Annotated in this window: 8 protein-coding genes; all 8 read right to left on the bottom strand. The window is 67.3% G+C overall.

All coding sequences use genetic code 11. The features are described 5' to 3' along the window. Nucleotides 1-49: 49 nt before the first annotated feature. The gene (locus AC5RVY_RS11725; RefSeq protein WP_493954880.1) at nucleotides 50-1,786 is read right to left on the bottom strand and encodes a serine/threonine-protein kinase; all 1,737 of its coding nucleotides are present in this window, start codon (nucleotides 1,784-1,786) and stop codon (nucleotides 50-52) included. After that, nucleotides 1,783-3,717, bottom strand: coding sequence for an FHA domain-containing protein (locus AC5RVY_RS11720; protein ID WP_493954879.1), 1,935 nt, complete (start codon nucleotides 3,715-3,717; stop codon nucleotides 1,783-1,785). Before AC5RVY_RS11720 ends, AC5RVY_RS11725 begins: the two co-directional genes overlap by 4 nt. Next, the gene (locus AC5RVY_RS11715) at nucleotides 3,704-4,696 is read right to left on the bottom strand and encodes a PP2C family protein-serine/threonine phosphatase (protein ID WP_493954878.1); all 993 of its coding nucleotides are present in this window, start codon (nucleotides 4,694-4,696) and stop codon (nucleotides 3,704-3,706) included. The genes AC5RVY_RS11720 and AC5RVY_RS11715 overlap by 14 nt, the downstream gene beginning before the upstream one ends. Continuing rightward, nucleotides 4,693-6,240 carry an RDD family protein gene (locus AC5RVY_RS11710; RefSeq protein ID WP_493954877.1) on the bottom strand — a complete coding sequence of 516 codons (1,548 nt, stop codon included), beginning with the start codon at nucleotides 6,238-6,240 and terminating at the stop codon, nucleotides 4,693-4,695. Before AC5RVY_RS11710 ends, AC5RVY_RS11715 begins: the two co-directional genes overlap by 4 nt. Then, a complete protein-coding gene (locus AC5RVY_RS11705; RefSeq protein WP_493954876.1) occupies nucleotides 6,237-8,798 on the bottom strand; it encodes a transglutaminase TgpA family protein in 2,562 nt (853 codons plus the stop codon). Before AC5RVY_RS11705 ends, AC5RVY_RS11710 begins: the two co-directional genes overlap by 4 nt. Then, nucleotides 8,795-10,126: a DUF58 domain-containing protein gene (locus AC5RVY_RS11700; RefSeq protein ID WP_493954875.1), complete on the bottom strand. Its 1,332-nt coding sequence runs from the start codon at nucleotides 10,124-10,126 to the stop codon at nucleotides 8,795-8,797. Before AC5RVY_RS11700 ends, AC5RVY_RS11705 begins: the two co-directional genes overlap by 4 nt. Nucleotides 10,127-10,185: 59 nt before the next feature. Continuing rightward, entirely contained in the window at nucleotides 10,186-11,157 is a 972-nt protein-coding gene (locus AC5RVY_RS11695; protein ID WP_493954874.1) for an AAA family ATPase, read from the bottom strand. A gap of 85 nt (nucleotides 11,158-11,242) precedes the next feature. Continuing rightward, complete coding sequence (locus AC5RVY_RS11690) at nucleotides 11,243-17,368, bottom strand: Ig-like domain-containing protein (protein ID WP_493954873.1); 6,126 nt, start codon at nucleotides 17,366-17,368, stop codon at nucleotides 11,243-11,245. Between the last annotated feature and the right edge of the window lie 103 nt (nucleotides 17,369-17,471).

Here is a 17,471-nt window from a genome sequence, read left to right as displayed (position 1 = left end):
AGTGTTGTTGTGCTGTTGCGTGGAGTGCTGTTGTGGAGCCCTGGGCCGCTCATGGGCCGGTGCAGGCGATGGACGCTTCTTCCAGCGGCGAGAAGGCGCCGTCTGAGCGGACAATCATCACCTGGACGCAGGTCTGCCCGGAGGGGTTTGCCTTCACCTGGACGGGCGGCTGGTCGATCGACTGGTATTCGCCGCCGCCCCCGATGGTGTAGACCCGCCACTTGTATTTGTCACCCGGCTTGGGCTGCGGATTGTTCCAGGTGAAGGAAGCCTCGCCGCCCGGCGTCAGCGTTCCGGCCAGCCCTTCGACGTCCGGCACGGTGCCGTTGTCGAGGGCATCGGCGGGCGGTTTGCTGGCTTCCTGGCTTTGCGTGGCCCGGGGCCTTTCGGGTGCGGCGTTGGCGATGACGACGCCCACCACCGCGGCGAGCGCCAGCAGGGTGCCGCCGGAGATGGCCAGCCAGAGGTTGCGTTTGCTGTGGTCCGCGCCGGAGGTGGTGGCTTCCGCAGGTTCGTCCACCGTCGCCGGACGGTGGACGGTGGTGTCAGCGACGTCGCCGCCGCCGGCAAGCCCGCCGTCGGGCAACCCGCTGCCCTGCAACCCATTGCCCGGGAGAGGGCCGGGGGCAGCCTGCGCGCTGCCGGCGGTGCCGCGGAGCACGGTGGCGTGGCCGTGGTCATGGGCTTGATCGTGGGCCTGGGCCGGGCCGTGGGGCGGGGATACGTGCCCGGGGTGGGTTGGAGCCGCCGTTGGGGTAAAGCGCGACGGCGGGGCCTCCGCTGGGGGGACCTGCGGCCGGGTGCGGGCCGGGAACGTGGGAGCGCTGCCGGTCCGCTCGGGATCGATGGCGGCGATGCTGCGCACCCGGGTTTCCTCGGCGCCGTCGTCCGGGTGGCTGTCTTCCTGGTGCGGTTCTTCGAGGACTTCGAAGGGCGTGACCGAGAGGTTGAGTTCGGCCTGGATGCGCTGCAGGGCAAGGGCGAAGGCGTGGGCGGAGGAGTACCGGGATTGCGGGGACTTGGCCATGGCCGTGGACAGGGCCAGTTCCAGTGATTCCGGGACGTCGGCGCGGCCCAGCTGGGGCACGGGCATGTTGCTGATCCGGTTGATCAGCTCGCGCTGTGAGTTGTCAGCGCCGGGCATCACGAAAGGCGACCGGCCTGCCAGCAGCGTGTAGAGCGTGGCGCCGAGCGCCCAGACGTCCACCATCACGCCGTCGACGCTGCCGTCGGTGAACTGTTCGGGAGGGGACCACGGGATGGACATGCCGGAGTCCTCGTCCCCGTCACCGGCCAGGGTTCCGGAGATACCGAAGTCCGTCAGGGCGGGTCGGTTGTAGTCGGTCACCAGGATGTTGGCGGGTTTGATGTCCCGGTGGGCGATGCCGGCGCGGTGGGCGGTCTCGACGGCGGACGCCACCTGGATGCCCACAGCCAGCACCTCGTCAACGCTGAACCGCTGCCGGCGGTACCTGACGTCGAGGCTGGGCCGTGAGCAGTACTCCATGGCCAGGTAGGAATGCCCGGCGTCGGTGACCTCCGCCTCGAAAATGGTCACGATGTACGGGTGCGAGGACAGCTGGGCCATCAGGTTGGCCTCGGATTCAAACCGGCGCCGGGCACCCTCGGTCTTCAGGTCTGAGAGCAACACCTTGACGGCCACTTTCCGCCGCGGCCTGTCCTGTTCGTATAAGTAGACGTCGGAGAACCCGCCGGAACCGAGCAGGCTGATGTAGGTGAAGCCCGGGATGTGCGGCGGCGGCGCGGGCGGCCGTTTGGAACTCAAAGAATCTCCTCAAAACGCAGGGAGATGTTATCGCCCAGTTCCGCGATGTCCCCGTCGAGCAGGATTGCCATCTCGTTCTGCGCCAGGCGGCGGGGAGGCTGGCCTTCACGGACCAGGACCGTGCCGTTGGTGGCTTTGAGGTCGCAGAGCATCACGTGCCAGCCCTCCAGCCGGACTTCGACATGGGAGCGGGAGATGTCCCCGCCCGGACTTGCCACCTGCACCAGCCGCGGCATCACTCCACCCTGCACCCGCGATACCGAGGGTTGCCTGCCGATCACCAGTGACTGGTCAAGGTCCACGAGTTCTCCGGTGGAGATGCGCATCCGTCCCAGGCGCGGACGGGCCACTTGGACTGCGTCGGGAAGCAATCCTGCACCACAGGTGGCACACGTGGCGCTGGTGGGCGGGTTGGCGTGGTCCTGGGGGCAGAGCCGGGCCAGCACCAGCGGTCCTGCCGCCGCCGAAACCCCTGCCGCCTTTGGGATAGGCTGCGCGGCCATCCTTCCCAGGCTTCCCTTCATGACCGTCTGGCCGTCATGGTCGCCGTCGAACTCCTCGGAGGCTGCTTCCCTGTGGGTTGCGTCCCCGTGGGCTGTTTCCGGCCCGGGCGGGTCCAGGGCGCCGGCGGCTGCGGCCGGCACCCCCGACAGCATGGGCGGGAGCACCGCAGGGGGGGCCACAGGTCCGCTGCCTGCGTCCGCCGTCCGCCACGGAACAGAGTCGATGAGGCCTCCGGGTGCCGTTAGGACAGGTGCCCGGCCCGGTGAACCGGCGGAAGGCGCCGCCACTGCCGATTCCGGACCTGCGGATTCCCCTTCACCGGCTTCCTCTTTGCCGGCGTCCCCAGTGGCAGCATCCTCGTTGCCTGCAGTCTCCTTGCCTGCTCCCCGGTCATCATCTGATTCCGGGTCTTCACGGACCGCAGCATCTTCGATCCGGCGCACCACTGTGCGCTCCCACAGGTGGTCGTAGGAACTGGTCATCTCGCTTTCCGCAACGACGGCTGTCCCGGCGTCGGCCTCTCCCTCACGCCCTGGATCTCCGGCACGTCCTGGATCGGCGTCAATTCCCGAATCAGGACCAGTTCCCGCATCAGCGTCCGTCTCAGGACCAGGGTACGTTTCCGGACCACGCTGCGTCTCCGCAGCGCGCATCCCTGAATCAGTGTCAGTCCCGGCGGTCCCGCCGGCGTCGAAGTCTTCATCGATGACCGCATAGACAGTCTCGGCGGATGCCCCATGCTCGGGGGCAACAGTGATCTCCGCAAGGTCGGGTGCCTGCGTGGGAGCTTGGATAACCGGCGCGGCTGCGGCTGCAGCCGGCTCCATGGCCACGGCGGTTTGGGCCGCAGCGGTTTGGGCCGCATGGACTGCGACGGTTTGGGCTGCGGCACTTTGGGCTGCGGCACTCTGGGCTGCGGCGCTTCCGGCTGCGGCGTCAGGCCGGCTGGCAGCATCGGTCCCGGAGCCGGGCGCGAGCACCAGGGACTGCAGCAGCACCACGCCTTCGCCCAGCGCCAGTTCCGGCAGGGCGGGCGCCGGGAGGTGGTCAAGGCTGCTGCCCGCGTCCGCAATGACCAATCGGCACAACCCGGGTTCCACGAGGCGCCGCTCGCTCCAAGTGGTGACGTCCCGGCCATTCAGCTCCACCGGGCCGCCGGGACACTGGACAGAAACGTCAAGGTTGCCGCGCAGGAAGACACGCAGGGGTCCTTGGAAATCGAGGATGCCGAAGGACGGGATGTTGGCCAGGGATCCCCCGGAACTGCTGGTCACAGCATGGAGGACCTCATGCACTTCCGGCCGCGTTTCCATCAGGTCCCAGAGTTCGGCGATGAGCTCCGGCCGTGTGCCTGGCCCCAGGAGGACAGCTGTGTGTGAGCGGATGATTCCCAGCCAGGTCCCCGGGATGTAACTAACGGCGGTCATCGCCCGGTTCCCCGCTTTCGTCAGCCGAGGCCGGCACCGCCGAAGCAGGTTCAGCCACAGCACGCTCAGCCACGCCCGGCTCCGCCGAAGCTGCTTCCCCCACGCCCGGCTCCGCCGGGTCCTGTTCCACCGAGCCGGTGCGGGGCAGTGTTACTTCGTCTTCCGGCGATTCGGGGCGCGGTGCCGTGGTGGCGGCACCGGCGTCGTTCAGGACGTTCCGGACGTCCACCACGATGACCGTGACGTTGTCCCTGCCCCCACTGCGCAGTGCCGCCTGGATCAGTGCATCGGCCGCGTCCTGGGGATGGCCGACGGTGCTGAGGATGCGGTGGATGTGTTCGTCCGTCAGCTCGCCGGTGAGCCCGTCAGAACAGACGAGGACCCGGTCCCCCTCCTCCACGGGCAGCAGCCAGTAGTCGGCTTCTGTCTCGTCTCCGGTGCCCAGCGCCCGCGTCACCACATGCCGGCGCGGGTGGATCGTTGCCTGCTCGGCGGTGATCTCCCCGGCGTCAACGAGTTCCTGGACCTCGGAGTGGTCCACGCTGACCTGTTCGAACCTGCCCTGGCTCAGGCGGTAGGTCCGGGAGTCGCCGATGTTCATCACCAGCCAGTAGGGCATGCCCATCTGTTCCACGATGACAGCACCCGTCAACGTGGTGCCGGCCCGGGCGCCGGTGGCCTCCCGGATTGAGTTGTCTGCCTGCACCAGGTACTGCTGGAGGACGGCAGCCGTGACAGTGCGTTCCCCCGTGGTGAGTTGGGGTATCCCGGCAAGGGCACGGACACACATACCGCTGGCAACCTCACCGGCTTCGTGGCCGCCCATGCCGTCCGCAACGGCAAACACGGGATCGGAGGCAATGTACGAATCCTCGTTCAGCTCGCGGCGGAGTCCCCGGTCCGTCCCGTGGCCGACGCTGAGGCTGAGCCCTGCCGCCGTTTCAGTGCTGGAGGGAACGCTTGCGGGCTGTTGGTTCATGCCTGTCCTAGGTAAAAGGTGCGGTCTCCAAAATGGACACTGGATCCCGGGGTGACAAATGCGGGCACTCCCGGCTGGAGGGGCGTGCGGTGGCCGTCTGGGGTGCTCACGGCGCTGCCGTTGGTGGAGTTCCGGTCCGTTACCCAGATGCCGGCTCCATCAGTGAGCAGATGCAGATGGGTTTTGGAAATGGACCGGCCGGGGTCGTCGACGGCGAGCAGCTGGGCCTGCTGTTCTCCCGCCTGGCCTACGGGGTTCCTGCCCACCAGCACGCTCCGGTCCAGCTGGAAGTCCCGGCCGTCGTCCAGGCGGATCCGCAGGACCGCCACTGGTGCCGGTGCGGCCGATCCGGGCCGGGCCTGGGTGCGGTCCACGTCGTCGTCCGGATGCCGCTGGTGGACATCCGGAGCGGGAGCAGAAAAAACGGGGGCGTGGACCTGAGGGCCGCCGAACGGAGCGGACCCGGCAGGAGCAGCCCCGGCGGAAGGGGCGCCAAAAGCGGACCCGGCAGGAGCAGCGGAGCCGGCGGCCTGCTGCGCGGAGTTCGCCGCGGACGGCCGGGCGTCGGTCACTTTGGGTACATTGGCGCCGGCCACCGGGGACATCACTTGCTGCACCGGGGGCAGATCCAGCGGGGCGAAGCTGTAGGGCCCTTGGATGCCTCCGGTGGTGACGGGGTTGCGGCCCCCCTTGACGTCGAAGGCGAGGGTCTTCGCGGCAGTGTCGTGCCAGCCGCGGAGCCGGCCGTTTTTGTCCCAGGTGTTCGAGACCACCACCAGCACAGCCCACGCCATTCCCGCCAGCACCAGCGGTCCGAGGACAAAAAAGGCAATGGCGAACCACTGGAAGACCACCACAAGGATGGCCGCGAGCAGCGCCAGCAGGATGCCCGCCCCGGTAATCAGGCCGCGCAGGAAGACGGGACCGGCGCCAGGCGCGTAGCCGTCATTGTCTGCACTGCGGATTCCCATCAACAGGTTGCCGAGGGTCTTGCCTGTCCGGGCTTCCCAGCCCATCACCACCACCAGGTACACGAGGGTCAGCCCGAGGCCGATCCCGCCGAACAGCACCAAGGAGGCAGTGTCGTAGATGATGAAGCCGCCGCTGCGCGTCCGCGTGATGCCGGCGAAACCGAGGGCAAAGGTCACCACGAGGACAGCCAGGGGCGGGAGCCAGTCAATCACGGCAGCACCAAGGCGCGTGCCCGCCGTGGCTGGAACAAGCTGAAGATTCACTGCCATTCCCGTTCCTCCCCCTGGACCGGCACCCACCTGCAGGGTGGACCCGCCGGCGCTCCCCCGGCCTGTGCCCGCGTTGATGCCCGCCGCTGGAAATGCCTGCGGCCTTTCTACTACCGGGATAGTACCGGGAATCCGGGGCGGGTGCGCGGCGGGGGTACCGGCGTGCGGCCCAGCCGCCAGGTGGGGCTGGCGGCTGGTGCGCGCCGACCGGTTGGGCAAGGGCGCTCCGCAGGCGGGGCAGAAAGCAGCCCCGGCGCGGATCAGTTGCCGGCAGTGCGGGCAGCGCCCGGCGTCGTCCGTCACGGGGTACCGGGTCCTTGCATTGGTGTGTCGGGGGTTGTTGCGTCGGCAACCGCTGCGTCCGGCCCGGCGGGCCGTGCAGCCGCTTCGGGACGGGCAGGACGACGGTGGCCGCTCCCCTTGAGGGTCGGAAGCACGGGCAGTGCCCGGCCGGCGCCGCGGCGGTCGAGGAGGGTGCGCGCGTCGGCGAGCAGGGAGCGCGGCGAGAACCTCGCCTGCTGTCGGCGCCAGAATCCCACGGTGGAGGTCATTTCCTTCAGCGAACCGTCAACGATGGTCCAGTACTCCCGGACCTCGTCCTCACTGGGCTGCCCTGCACCAAAGATCGATGCGTCTGCGCGCCTGGCCAGCATGGTGGTGGTGCTGCCGTGGCCTGGGAACGCCTCAGCCAGCACGGCCGCGCTTTCGCGGCGCGTGGAACGGGGGTCCACGGCGGCCCCCATGTCGGTGGCGAGGCTCACCACTTCACTCCAGCCTCCGCCCACCCGCTGCGCAGGGTCACCGTCCCGGAAACGGGACTTCCGTCGTCGTGATTTCAGCAACGCAACCAGCAGCAGCGGTAACGCGAGGATGGACAGCGGGATCAGCGCAACGCCCAGGGCGCCCAGCAGCGCGCCCCAGAACAGCCAGGGGTTGTTCTTCTTCTGGTCCGCGTCCAGGGCGTCCGGCGAAGAGTCCGGCGGCAGGTCCGCGGGTTCCTGCGGCGGGGGCGGCGGCTGCAGGACCTGGGGCTTGGGCTTGGACTTGTTCTCCGGATCCGGCGGAATGGGGACGTTGTCCTTGGGCGGGGTGGGGTCGAAACTGACCCAGCCCACCCGCTCGAACGCTACCTCCACCCAGGCGTGGACATCCTTGCCCGTGATTTTCACTTCGCCTGCCCCGTTTTCCGGGCTGGTCGGCTCGGGGTAGAAGCCCATCACCACGCGGGCGGGGATACCGAGGTGGCGCAGCATCAGGGACATTGCCACCGCGTACTGCTCGTCGTCGCCCAGCATCTGCTTTGCGGTCAGCAGGTTCCTGATGCGCGCGGATCCGTGGCCGGAGACGCTGGGCAACTGCCCTTCGCTGACCAGGCCGTTGCTGAAGGCCCCGGTTTTTTGGAAGTGCGCTTCGATCTGGCGTACCCGGTCGATGGCGGTGGGGGCATCAGCGAGGCCGTTCGCCTGCGATCCCACCACCGGCGGCACCTCCGCCGGGTCCGGCAGGGACACCTGGGCGAAGTCGTACTGGGTCAGCTGCCCGTGTTCCAGCTTGACCGGATCGGACACCTGGACGCTGTAGGAATCGCCTTTTGAGAGACCGTTGGTGGTGACAGCGGTATCGGTGCCCGAGTTGAAATAGAGGCCGGACGCCGCGGCCGAGGCGGTCTGGTCAAAGCTGATGCCGGTGGTTTTACGGCCGCCGGGAACAAAGAATCCCTGGTAGTCCTCGATGCTGATATTGATGGAGTAGTCGTTGGTGGGGACTACACCCGACGTGTCGGCCAGGGTGTTGATGGACTCGGTGTCGCCGACCTTGCTGAAGTTGCCCGAGCCGTTGGGATCCATGGTGTAGTTGGTGCCGTTGAAGGCGTCCAGGGCACCGAGGCGCACCCGGCCGTCCCGCGGCAGCCCCTTGACCACGAACAGGGTGTCGTCTTTTTTATCCTTGACGAAGGTGCGGAAACTCGCCAGCGGTGTGATGTAGTCCTTGGGATCGAACGGCGGCACCACAACGTTCCGGAGGACCTTCCGGTCTCCCCCGGCGGTGACCAGCGGGGCCGATACGGCAGTGACGGCCACGCTGGCGGCAATGACCCCCGCCGCCATGCCCAGCCTGCGGATACTGGCCCGCCGCGCGGTGGCGGAGTCAATCTGCGGGTTGTTGACCGCCACCTTCCGGCTGCTGCTCCGCCGGAGGGCATCGCGGCGGAACGTTGCCCAGGCGATGCCGAGCACCGTCAGGCCGATCCCGCGTTCGAGGGTGAGGAAGGCAGCGTTGGTGCTGAAAGCGATACCCGTGATGAAAAGAACCAGTATCGGGATCAGCGGCAGGTACGGGGCCCTGGCCCGCCAGGTCAGGACTGCTGCCACCAAAGCCGTGATCAGCGAGCTCAGGAACGGCACGATGAGCACGCCGCCGGCAGTACCCACCGGGACCCCGACGGTCAGCATGTCCTTCCAGGCGAACACGATGCCCAGGAGGAGGATCCGCAAGGAGTCCAGGGTAAGCACGAAGCCGGCGATGGCCGAATCGGGCACCGCCAGCAGTGTCCCGAACCCGAGGTAGGCCCCCAAGGCCAGGGCCGAGGTGATGAGCAGTCCCAGGCGGAGGTGGGCGTTAAGGACGCCGATGGCCAGGCCCAGGATGATCCCGCCGAAACCGGACAGGAGGTAGTAGGGGTCGCCGCCGAAGCTGAGCCCGAAGCCGAGCAGGCCCAGCCCCAGGAGTACGGTCAGGGCGCCGGCGTCGAGCAGGAAATGCCACAGGGGCTGGCCGTCGGCAAAGCCGGACTGCTGGCCGCTGCGGGCCTGCTGCCGGGCGGATGTGGTGCGCGGACGCAGCCCTGGTGCGGAGGTCATGCTGCCGCCTTCCGGAGGACGATGCCGAGGTCGGCGAGGTCGCCAAGGGTGAGCACGGTCAGGTCCGCGATGTTCGACCTGCTGGACGTGGCGCCCGCTTCCACGCGGACGGCAAGGCTGCGCACTCCGGGCGGGATGGAGCCGGCGGCGGACCGGAGCTGGGTGGCGCTGACGTTGCTGCCCACCACAAAGAACACCACGGAGGCGTTGGGGACGGTGTCGGCCAGCGTCCTGGCGAGGTCGACGGCGGTGCGGCGCATGGGGGCGCCCACGATCCGGGTCATGTCATCGAGCATGTTGCGGCCGGTTTCGCAGCGCAGCGGCCCCTTCTGGGTGAGGACGTTCAGTTCGCGCTGCTCGCGGATGGCCTGCCGCCCGATGGAGGCGGCTGCGGAAATCGCCATCTCGAATTCCTCTTCCGAGGCGTATTCGTCCGTGTTGATGGACAGGGAAACGGCGAGGTGGGCGCGGCGGGTTTCCTCGAACTGGCGGACCATCAGCTTGTTGGTCCGCGCCGTGGTTTTCCAGTGGATGTGCCGCCGGTCATCCCCCGGGACATAGTCCCGCAGGGCGTGGAAGGAAACGTCGGCGCTGGACAGGTCAGTGGTGGGCATGCCTTCAAGGTCGCGGATGAAGCCGGCAGCCGATCCGGCCAGGGCCACCGTGCGGGGGTGGACGAAGAGGTCTTCGGGCTCGGTCCACAGGACCTGGCGGCGCAACAGGTGCAGGGGGTCGGCGCGGACCGAGCGCACCGGCCCGACGACGATCACGGCACGCCGGGCCGTGGGGATGGTGAAGAGGTCCTCGTGGACCTGCTGCGGTTTCATCCGGGGCAGGTGGAAGACCGCGGTTACACCGCCGACCGGCAGTTCGACGGCGGCGGGCAGCAGGGGCCGGCTGGAGGTGTTGGTGACGGCGATGCTGCCCACGGCGCTGTCCCCCACGGCAACCCGGGTCCGGGCAAGGTCCAGGACAACCCCGTAGGTGGAGCGCCCGAGGATGAAGCCAACGGCGATCACGAACATCACAAAGGCTGCCACGGCGGCGGCCTTTGCTTCCTGCCAGCCGTAGGCCTGCCCCGCGCTCCAAAGGAGGATGGCGGCGGCCAGCACGGACCAGCCCAGCACGCTGATCACCGAGAGGACAGGCCAAACGTGCTTGAGCCATGCTTCTTTGACTGTTCGCCAGGCGGGTGCCAGGGCAAGTCCGGCAGTGCTGCTGGCCTCGGCCCAGACGGCGGACGGATGCAGGCGCGTTGGCTGGCCGTTCCGTTGGAACGGTTGCCTGAGGCGCTCGGCGATCCGGGTCAACGGGGTGCCGGTGGACATATGTGAGCCTTTGTTGTGGTGATGGACGGAGTGGGCTTCTTGCCGTTGGGCTGCGGCGGTCAGGCGTTGGTGCGCTGCTGCGGGGCGGCCACGTCGGCCAGGATGCGGGTCAGCACTGCTTCGGGGGTGGCGCCGGAGAACTCCGCTTCCGGGTCCATCACAAAGCGGTGCGTCCACACCACCGGGGCCAGTTCCTTTACGTCGTCCGGGAGGACGAAGTTCCGGCCCTGGGAGGCCGCCCAGACCTTGGCTGCACGCACCATGGCCAGCGCACCGCGCACCGAGACGCCGAGCCGGGTCTCAGCGGCGGTGCGGGTTTCCTCGCAGAGCCGGGAGATGTATTCGAGGACTGCGGTGTCCACATGGGCGGTGGCGGCAAGGTCGGCCATGTCCGCTACGGCCTGCGTGGTGATGACGGCGGAGAGTTCCTGGGAGCGGTCCTTCAGGTTCGATCCGCCCAGGAGCCGCACCGTGGATGCATGGTCCGGGTACCCGATGGACGTCTTGATCAGGAAACGGTCAAGCTGTGCTTCCGGCAGCCGGTAGGTGCCGGCCTGTTCGATGGGGTTCTGAGTGGCCATCACCATAAAGGGGCGTCCGGCAGCGTAGGTGACGCCGTCCACTGTGACGCGGGATTCCTCCATGACCTCGAGCAGGGCCGACTGGGTCTTGGGCGAGGCGCGGTTGATTTCGTCCGCGAGGACGATGTTGTTGAAGATCGGGCCCTTGTGGAACTCGAACTTCTGCGTCTTCTGGTCATAGATGGTGACGCCGGTGACGTCCGAGGGCAGCAGGTCCGGGGTGAACTGGATGCGGTTGTTGGATCCCTGCACCGTGGCAGCCAGTGCACGGGCCAGGGAGGTCTTGCCGGTACCGGGCGCGTCCTCGAACAGGACATGCCCCTCCGCCAGCATGGCGGTGAAGGTCAGCCGGATGACGTGCTCCTTGCCCAGGACGGCCTGCCCCACGTTGGCGACGAGCTTTTCGAAGGTTTCAGCAAACCAGGCGGCCTGCTCGGTGGTCATGGTCATGGGGTTTGCTCTTCCTTCGGTAATGGTCAGGTTGTGTTGTGGGGCCCGCCGGTGCCGGTCCCGCTGGTGCGCCGGCAGTGCCGGGCTAGCGGTTGGGCATTCCGTTGGGCGGGTTGCAGCCGAGGCTGCTGGTATCGCAGCGGATCCAGTTGCCGGCCGCCATGCCGGAGGTCAGGTGGTACCAGATACCGCTGGGGTTGTTCGAGGTCTTGTACCAGACCTGGTACCGGTCGGTCTGGGAAGCGGCCCCGGCATCCAGCCACTTGCCCTCGCCGTTGCACTGCGACGGGTTCCCGGCAACGTAGCTGTCCGTTCCCCTGCGGGGTTCGGTGCAGCTGCGAACCGGCGTGGCCGTGATGCTCCACGACGTGGGTACAGGCGGTGGAGGCTCTGCCCCGCTGCGGGACGTATCGCTGCCGATGCGGCCGGGCTGTCCGGCGCTGATGGCGCGGACCTCAAGCGTATGGACTTCTCCGAACCCGACGCTCTTTGAGAAGGACCGCTGCTGGGTGTCCTGCCACCCGCCGCCGCCATCCAGCCGGTACTGGTAGCCGGTCACAGCGCGGCCGTTGCCGTTTGGCTGGTTCCAGGTCCAGGACACTGTCTTGTCCCCGACGCCGCTGCTCTTGCTGCCGGTCACGGTGGGCGCAAAGGCGAGACCATAGGGATTAACCTGGTTGGACGCTGGGCTCGCGTCCCCCGCGGTGGAGCTGCGGGACGAGACGGCCCAGACCACCACGGACGTCGGAGTGCCATTGGCTGCCGGAATGATTTCGCCTCCGGCCGCGATAGTGCCGCTGCCGCCGCCTGACGTCAGGCTGTACCTATACGTGATCTCCTGTGCGGTCGACCCATTGCGCTGGGCGTCCGTCAGTACTGGGAACCGAACGTCAATCTTCCCGCCACTGCCGCCGGTGTCGTAGAGCGTTGCAGTCGGTGTGCCCACCATGCCTGGCTTGCCCACCGCCCGGATTGCAGCCGACTGGGGGCTGGTCCCGCTGGTTCCTGCCTTGTTGGTGGCGGAAACCGTGAACGTGTAGTTGGTTTCCGAGTTGTCCACCGTCACGTTCTGGGTGGTGCCGGCAACCTGCTGGCTGGACACCACTGCCCCGCCCCGGAGGGTGGTCAGGGTATAGGCCGAGACGGCGTCACCGTTGTTGTTGGGTGCAGCCCACGTGACTTTCAGTTGGCTTTGGGAACCAACCGAACCTCCGTCTGAGGCCGTGGGCGCGGTGGGAGTTGCCGGGACACCGGCAGGAACCTCCGCAGCCGAGTACGGGCTCCACTCCGACGGTTCCTTGGCATCGTTTCGTGCCAGGACCCGGACCTTGTAGGACACCCCGTTCTGCAGCCCTTTCCAGACGTAACTGACAGCGGTCAGGTTCTGGATCTGGGCGTTCTGCCCGGGCGGCGGCGGCGAGATTTCCAGGTCGTAGGACTTCACCGGGGATCCCTTGCTGGCCGGGGCGGTCCAGTTGATGGACAGCTCCTTGTCGCCGAACTTCATAGACGGCGCCAGGGGGGTATCGGGTTTGACGTCCGGACGCACCTCCGCGGAGGCGGGCGACCGGTCAGACTCGCCGAACTCGTTGGTGGCCGTCACCTGGAAGTGGTACATGGTGTTGTTCACCAGCCCGTTGAGGGTGCAGGTGTTGGCGGGGCAGTCCTGCTGGAACCCGGCCTCGCCGTACACGGTGTACTTGGTGATGGGAGAGCCGCGGTCCGCAGGCGCCGTCCAGCTCAGCAGCGCGGTCCGGTCCCCCACGCTCTGGGCCTGCGGCGTGGTGGGCGCCTGCGGTTTGTCCTTGACGGTCAGGCGGATGCGGGCGGTGGCCTGCCGGGAGGAATCCCCCGTCTTGTCGGCCACCGTGTAGGACACCACCAGGGTTCCGGTGAAACCTGGTGCGGGAGTCACCGTCACGGAATCTCCGCTGACCTCCACGTTGCCGCTGCCGGTTTCCGTCGCGGCCGCGATGATCTTCAAGGCCGTCTCCGGGAAGGGGTTGGCGTCGTTGGCCAGCACGTTGACCGTCACCGGCTTTCCGGCGGCGGCGTTGGGCTCCACGTCGTCGTTCGCCACCGGCTTGGGCCGGTTCGAGGCGGTGACGGCCAACTGGTAGGTGGCGGTGGCTTCGAGCCCGCGGGGATCCCGTGCCTTGACCTGGATAGCGGCGGTGGTTCCCGTGCCACTGGAATCCGCGGCGGAGACCTTCAGGGCCTTGCCGTCGATGCTGGCGTTGAAGCCGGCCGGTGATCCGCCCACCAGTTCGTACTTCATCTTTTCGACGTCGTCCCGGTCCGGGTCCGAGGTCAGCTTCCCCAGGTCGGTGCTGGCGGAGTCCCCCTTCGGGACGTCCACACTGGCACCCAGGAGCTCGGGCGGGTTGTTTTTGTTGGGATCAGGCAGCACCTTGGTGCGGATGCTGAGCGTGGACTTCAGGCCGGCCGGATCATCCGGGCCGGTACCGTCGGTCACTTCGAAGGTCAGCGAGCCCGGGCCCACGTAGTCGGCGCCTGCGGTGTACTTGAGTCCGGTGCCGTTCCCGGTGACGGGATCGCCGCCGTCGGCGCCGATCAGTTTGATCCGGTCCGCCTGGGTCAGCCGCGGGGAACGGCCCTCGCGGACTTTCACCCACTCGTCCAGGTCAACGTCCACGGACTGGCCGGCGATGACGTCGATGACTTCATCCTTGGCCAGTGTTGGGAGCTGCTGCCCCAGGCCCGGGACCCAGATCACGGCCGTCGACTGCTGCCCGTCCACGTCCTCCACGGTGTACGGGATGAGCTGCGGCTGCTCGGTAAGGTCCACCACCATGTTGCCCTCGGTGCCGGGCCGGGCCGTGGTGGCCTCGGTGCTGATCTTGAGGTTTTCGCCCACGCCGTCGGGGTCCTCGTCGTTTTTCAGTACAGGGACGTCAACCGCGGTTTTACCCAGGGTCTGGGCTGACGTCACCCTGTCGTCCCGCGCGATGGGCGCCTTGAGCGGCACCTCGTTGTCCACCACCACGCGGATGGCGGCCTGCGCCGAGGCGTCCCGGTCATCGGCAATGGTGTAGCGCACGTTGACGGTGCCCGCTTCGCCCGGCGCCAGCAGGATGATCCTGCCGCTGGCCTTGCTCACCGTGGCCTGAAGTGCGGGATCAGCTTCGATACCGTCAGTCAGGATACGGATGAGGTCACCGTCGGGGTCGGTGTCGTTTCCGGTGGCGTCGACGGCGATCTGCCGGCCGGGCCGGACCCGCACCTCGTCGTCCACGGGAGTTGGTTTCTGGTTGACCTCGCCGCGCGGGGCCATCCCGACGGTCACCGTGCCGGTGTTGACCGCGCCCTGCCGGTCCACCACCTTGTAGCGGAACGTGTCCGTACCGGCGCCGTCGCCCGCCGCCGTGAAGTCGATGAAGTTGCTGCCCACCGTGGCGGTACCCATGGCCGGGGTGCTGTCGATGCCGGTCAACTGGACCGAGTCGCCGTCGGGATCGATGCCGTCCAGCGGGACAGGAATCCGTACGGTGCCGCCGGCAACCACCCTGGCCGTCAGATTGCGCGGCTGGGGACGCGAGTTCTCGGCGCCTTCCAGCGGCAGGATGTGGATGGTTACTGCGGCGGCGCTCTTTTGGCCCTGCGGGTCCACGGCGTTGTAGATGGCCCGGACCGTCTTGGGCTGGCTGCCGGCAATAAAACGGAGGGCGTTCTCCGAGACGAAGCTTTTCCCGTCCGCCGGGTCCACGCCCTGCGGCAGGACGGGGTCCACGGCCAGTTCCTGGCCCTGCGGGTGGGTGTCGTTGTCCAGTACAGGGATGGTGACGACGTCGTTCACCCGGACATTCACCTCGTCCGGCTTGGGCTGGGGAGCTTCCACGACGGCGGGCGCCGGGACCGGGACCACCGAGACGCTGCCGGTGGCCGGCTTTCTCCCGTTGGACATGGTGTATTCGAAGAGGATGGGGTCCTTGGTCCCCAGGATGTCCGTGATGCGCAGGACGCCGTGGTTGATCACGCTGACCGACGCAGTGGAATTCTCCGGGAGCTTCACGGACTGCAGCACCAGGACGCCGCCGGACGGATCGGAGTCGTTGGCCAGCGGGTCCAGCAGCACGCTTCCGCCCGTGGGCATCAGCGCGACGTCGTGGACGGCCACGGGGTTGCCGGTGTCGTCCCCGGATTCAACATCCGCCCGGATGAGTCCCTGGCTGCTTTGCGGCCCGTTGCTGGCGATATAGGTGAGGTAGACGGGCCCGGGGGTGGTGCTGCGGAAGGTAAACGTGCCGCCGTCGGTGACAGGGCCCAGCTCGGCAGGGCCGTTGGCTTCCACCTGGGCCAGGCGGAGGGCACCACCGTTGGGATCGACGTCGTTCTTCAGCGGGGAGATGACCAGATCCTGGCCCACCACGGCTGTGACATGGTCGGCGTTGACCACCGGAGCCAGGGCTCCGGGCGGCCGGACGTTGACCACCACTTTTCCGGTCACCGTGGCGCGGCCGTCCCAGATGGTGACCTCTACGTTCTTTTTCCCGGCAGTGGCACCGGAGTCCTGGAACGTGAGCAGGCCGTCGCGGCGGACCTTGACCTGGTCCTGGTCGTTGTCTGCCTTGGCGTCCAACAGGACCAGGTCATCGCCGTCGGGATCGATCCAGTCGGTCAGGATGTTCTGGCTGACAGTTTTGCCCTGTTCCACCAGCATGGTGGTGTTGTCGCCGCGCTTGAACTGCGGCGGCTTGTTCTCCTCGGGCGCCATCACTGTCAGGGTGACCTGGCCGGCGGCGGAGAGGCCGCGGCCGTCCGAGGCGTTGTAGCTGAACGTCTCCGTCCCGGGATTTGCGCCGGCCGGGACGGAGACCTGGAACGCGGTCCCGCCGTAGATGTTTTCCAGCGTGCCTGCCTGCGGACCGGAGGCCGCGACGGCTGCGGTGAGGACGTCGCCGTCGGGGTCCGAGTCATTGTCCAGGACGCTGAGTATGGTGGTCCGGCCCGGCCGGACGCCGACGGCGTCGGGCTTGGTTTCGGGCGGACGGTTGGGTTTGGTTCGGTCCGGCAGGACGTTGATGGTGTTGTTGTCCGCCGATTCCTGGTCCTGTTCGTCGGATTCGTTTTTGGGCGGCACAACGTCGTCCCAGTTGTTGACCAGCTGCATGTTCTGGTTAACCAGCCACACATTGCCGGAATTCACATCATTCAGGACCACCAGGTCCCGGTTCACCCGGAAAACATACGACGGCGACGCACTCGCCTTCGGCACCTCAACGTTCTTATCATCAGCATCATTCACACAGTCCCGGACATACTTGTTCGCACCGGACCACGCCGCATGCACACACCCGCCCAACTGCACCGGCGCCGCCGGAACACCCTCACCACCAAACGCCACCGCCTTCGCCGTGCCGCCGTCCAAGGGCTGCTTCAACAACGCCTTCTGCGTCGAAATTGCCACAAAGTCACTGCCCGGACCGGTCTGCTGCAACCTCGCATCCCGCGCGTTCTCCAACTCCAACCGCTTACCACCCGGCAGGAACAGCTCCCCAGCCGCCGCATCCAGCAACACAGGCTTATCCCCCACCACCGTGATCTGCAGATTCCCCGACCCCTTCAACCCACCCCACGTCTCAGACTCCGACGACGTGACTTCACCGTTGGCATCAACACCCGTCACCGTCACCACACCGGACTTCGGATCCGCCGAATAAACCCGGTCATCGGCCCCCACCGCCGACACCGTACCCTCCGAACCCACCAACACCGGCTCGGTGGCCTCCTCATCAAAACCATTCACCGTCGACGGCGACACCGCCCACACCTTGCCCGACGCAGCATCCGTCACCGAAATCACCGACGAACCAAAACTCACATCCGCCGCCCCCGGCAACTGCTTATCCCCACCCAGGCGCATATTCGACGGCGACACCTGATTCAACGTCGAACCGGACTCATCATCAACAAACACCTCCCCCGCGTCCTGCAGGATGTCAAACGTCGTCGACGCCGGCGTCACCGCACCATCCAAAACACGCGACGGATAATTCAGCCGCCCCACCGCATTCTTGGACTTCGACACCACCCACACGCCACCATCATTCAAATCCACCTCAGTGGTCTTAAACCCCGGATACAACACAGCACCCGTCACCACCACCACAACAGCAGCACCAAACGCAGTACCGCTCGCGACCTTCTTATGTCGCGTTTTGAGCCCAAGCTTCCCCAGCAGACTTGTCACAGCGTTACGTTTCCCCCAATTTGTGTGGCCGTACGGCAGCGCGTTCGCGTACTGGCATGAGACCCTCTTTTCCCCGGCGCAAGCCTACCGAACCCTTACAGGC

Source organism: Arthrobacter sp. Ha26, assembly GCF_059091705.1.
The sequence above is the reverse complement of the archived record's forward strand: the minus strand, read 5'-3'. Positions and strand labels throughout refer to the sequence as shown.

What these genes read in the sequence shown, in the direction of transcription:
- AC5RVY_RS11720 (WP_493954879.1), bottom strand. Translation starts at nt 3,717, where the DNA reads ATGACCGCCGTTAGTTACATCCCGGGGACCTGGCTGGGAATCATCCGC.
- AC5RVY_RS11715 (WP_493954878.1), bottom strand. Translation starts at nt 4,696, where the DNA reads ATGAACCAACAGCCCGCAAGCGTTCCCTCCAGCACTGAAACGGCGGCA.
- AC5RVY_RS11705 (WP_493954876.1), bottom strand. Translation starts at nt 8,798, where the DNA reads ATGACCTCCGCACCAGGGCTGCGTCCGCGCACCACATCCGCCCGGCAG.
- AC5RVY_RS11700 (WP_493954875.1), bottom strand. Translation starts at nt 10,126, where the DNA reads ATGTCCACCGGCACCCCGTTGACCCGGATCGCCGAGCGCCTCAGGCAA.
- AC5RVY_RS11695 (WP_493954874.1), bottom strand. Translation starts at nt 11,157, where the DNA reads ATGACCATGACCACCGAGCAGGCCGCCTGGTTTGCTGAAACCTTCGAA.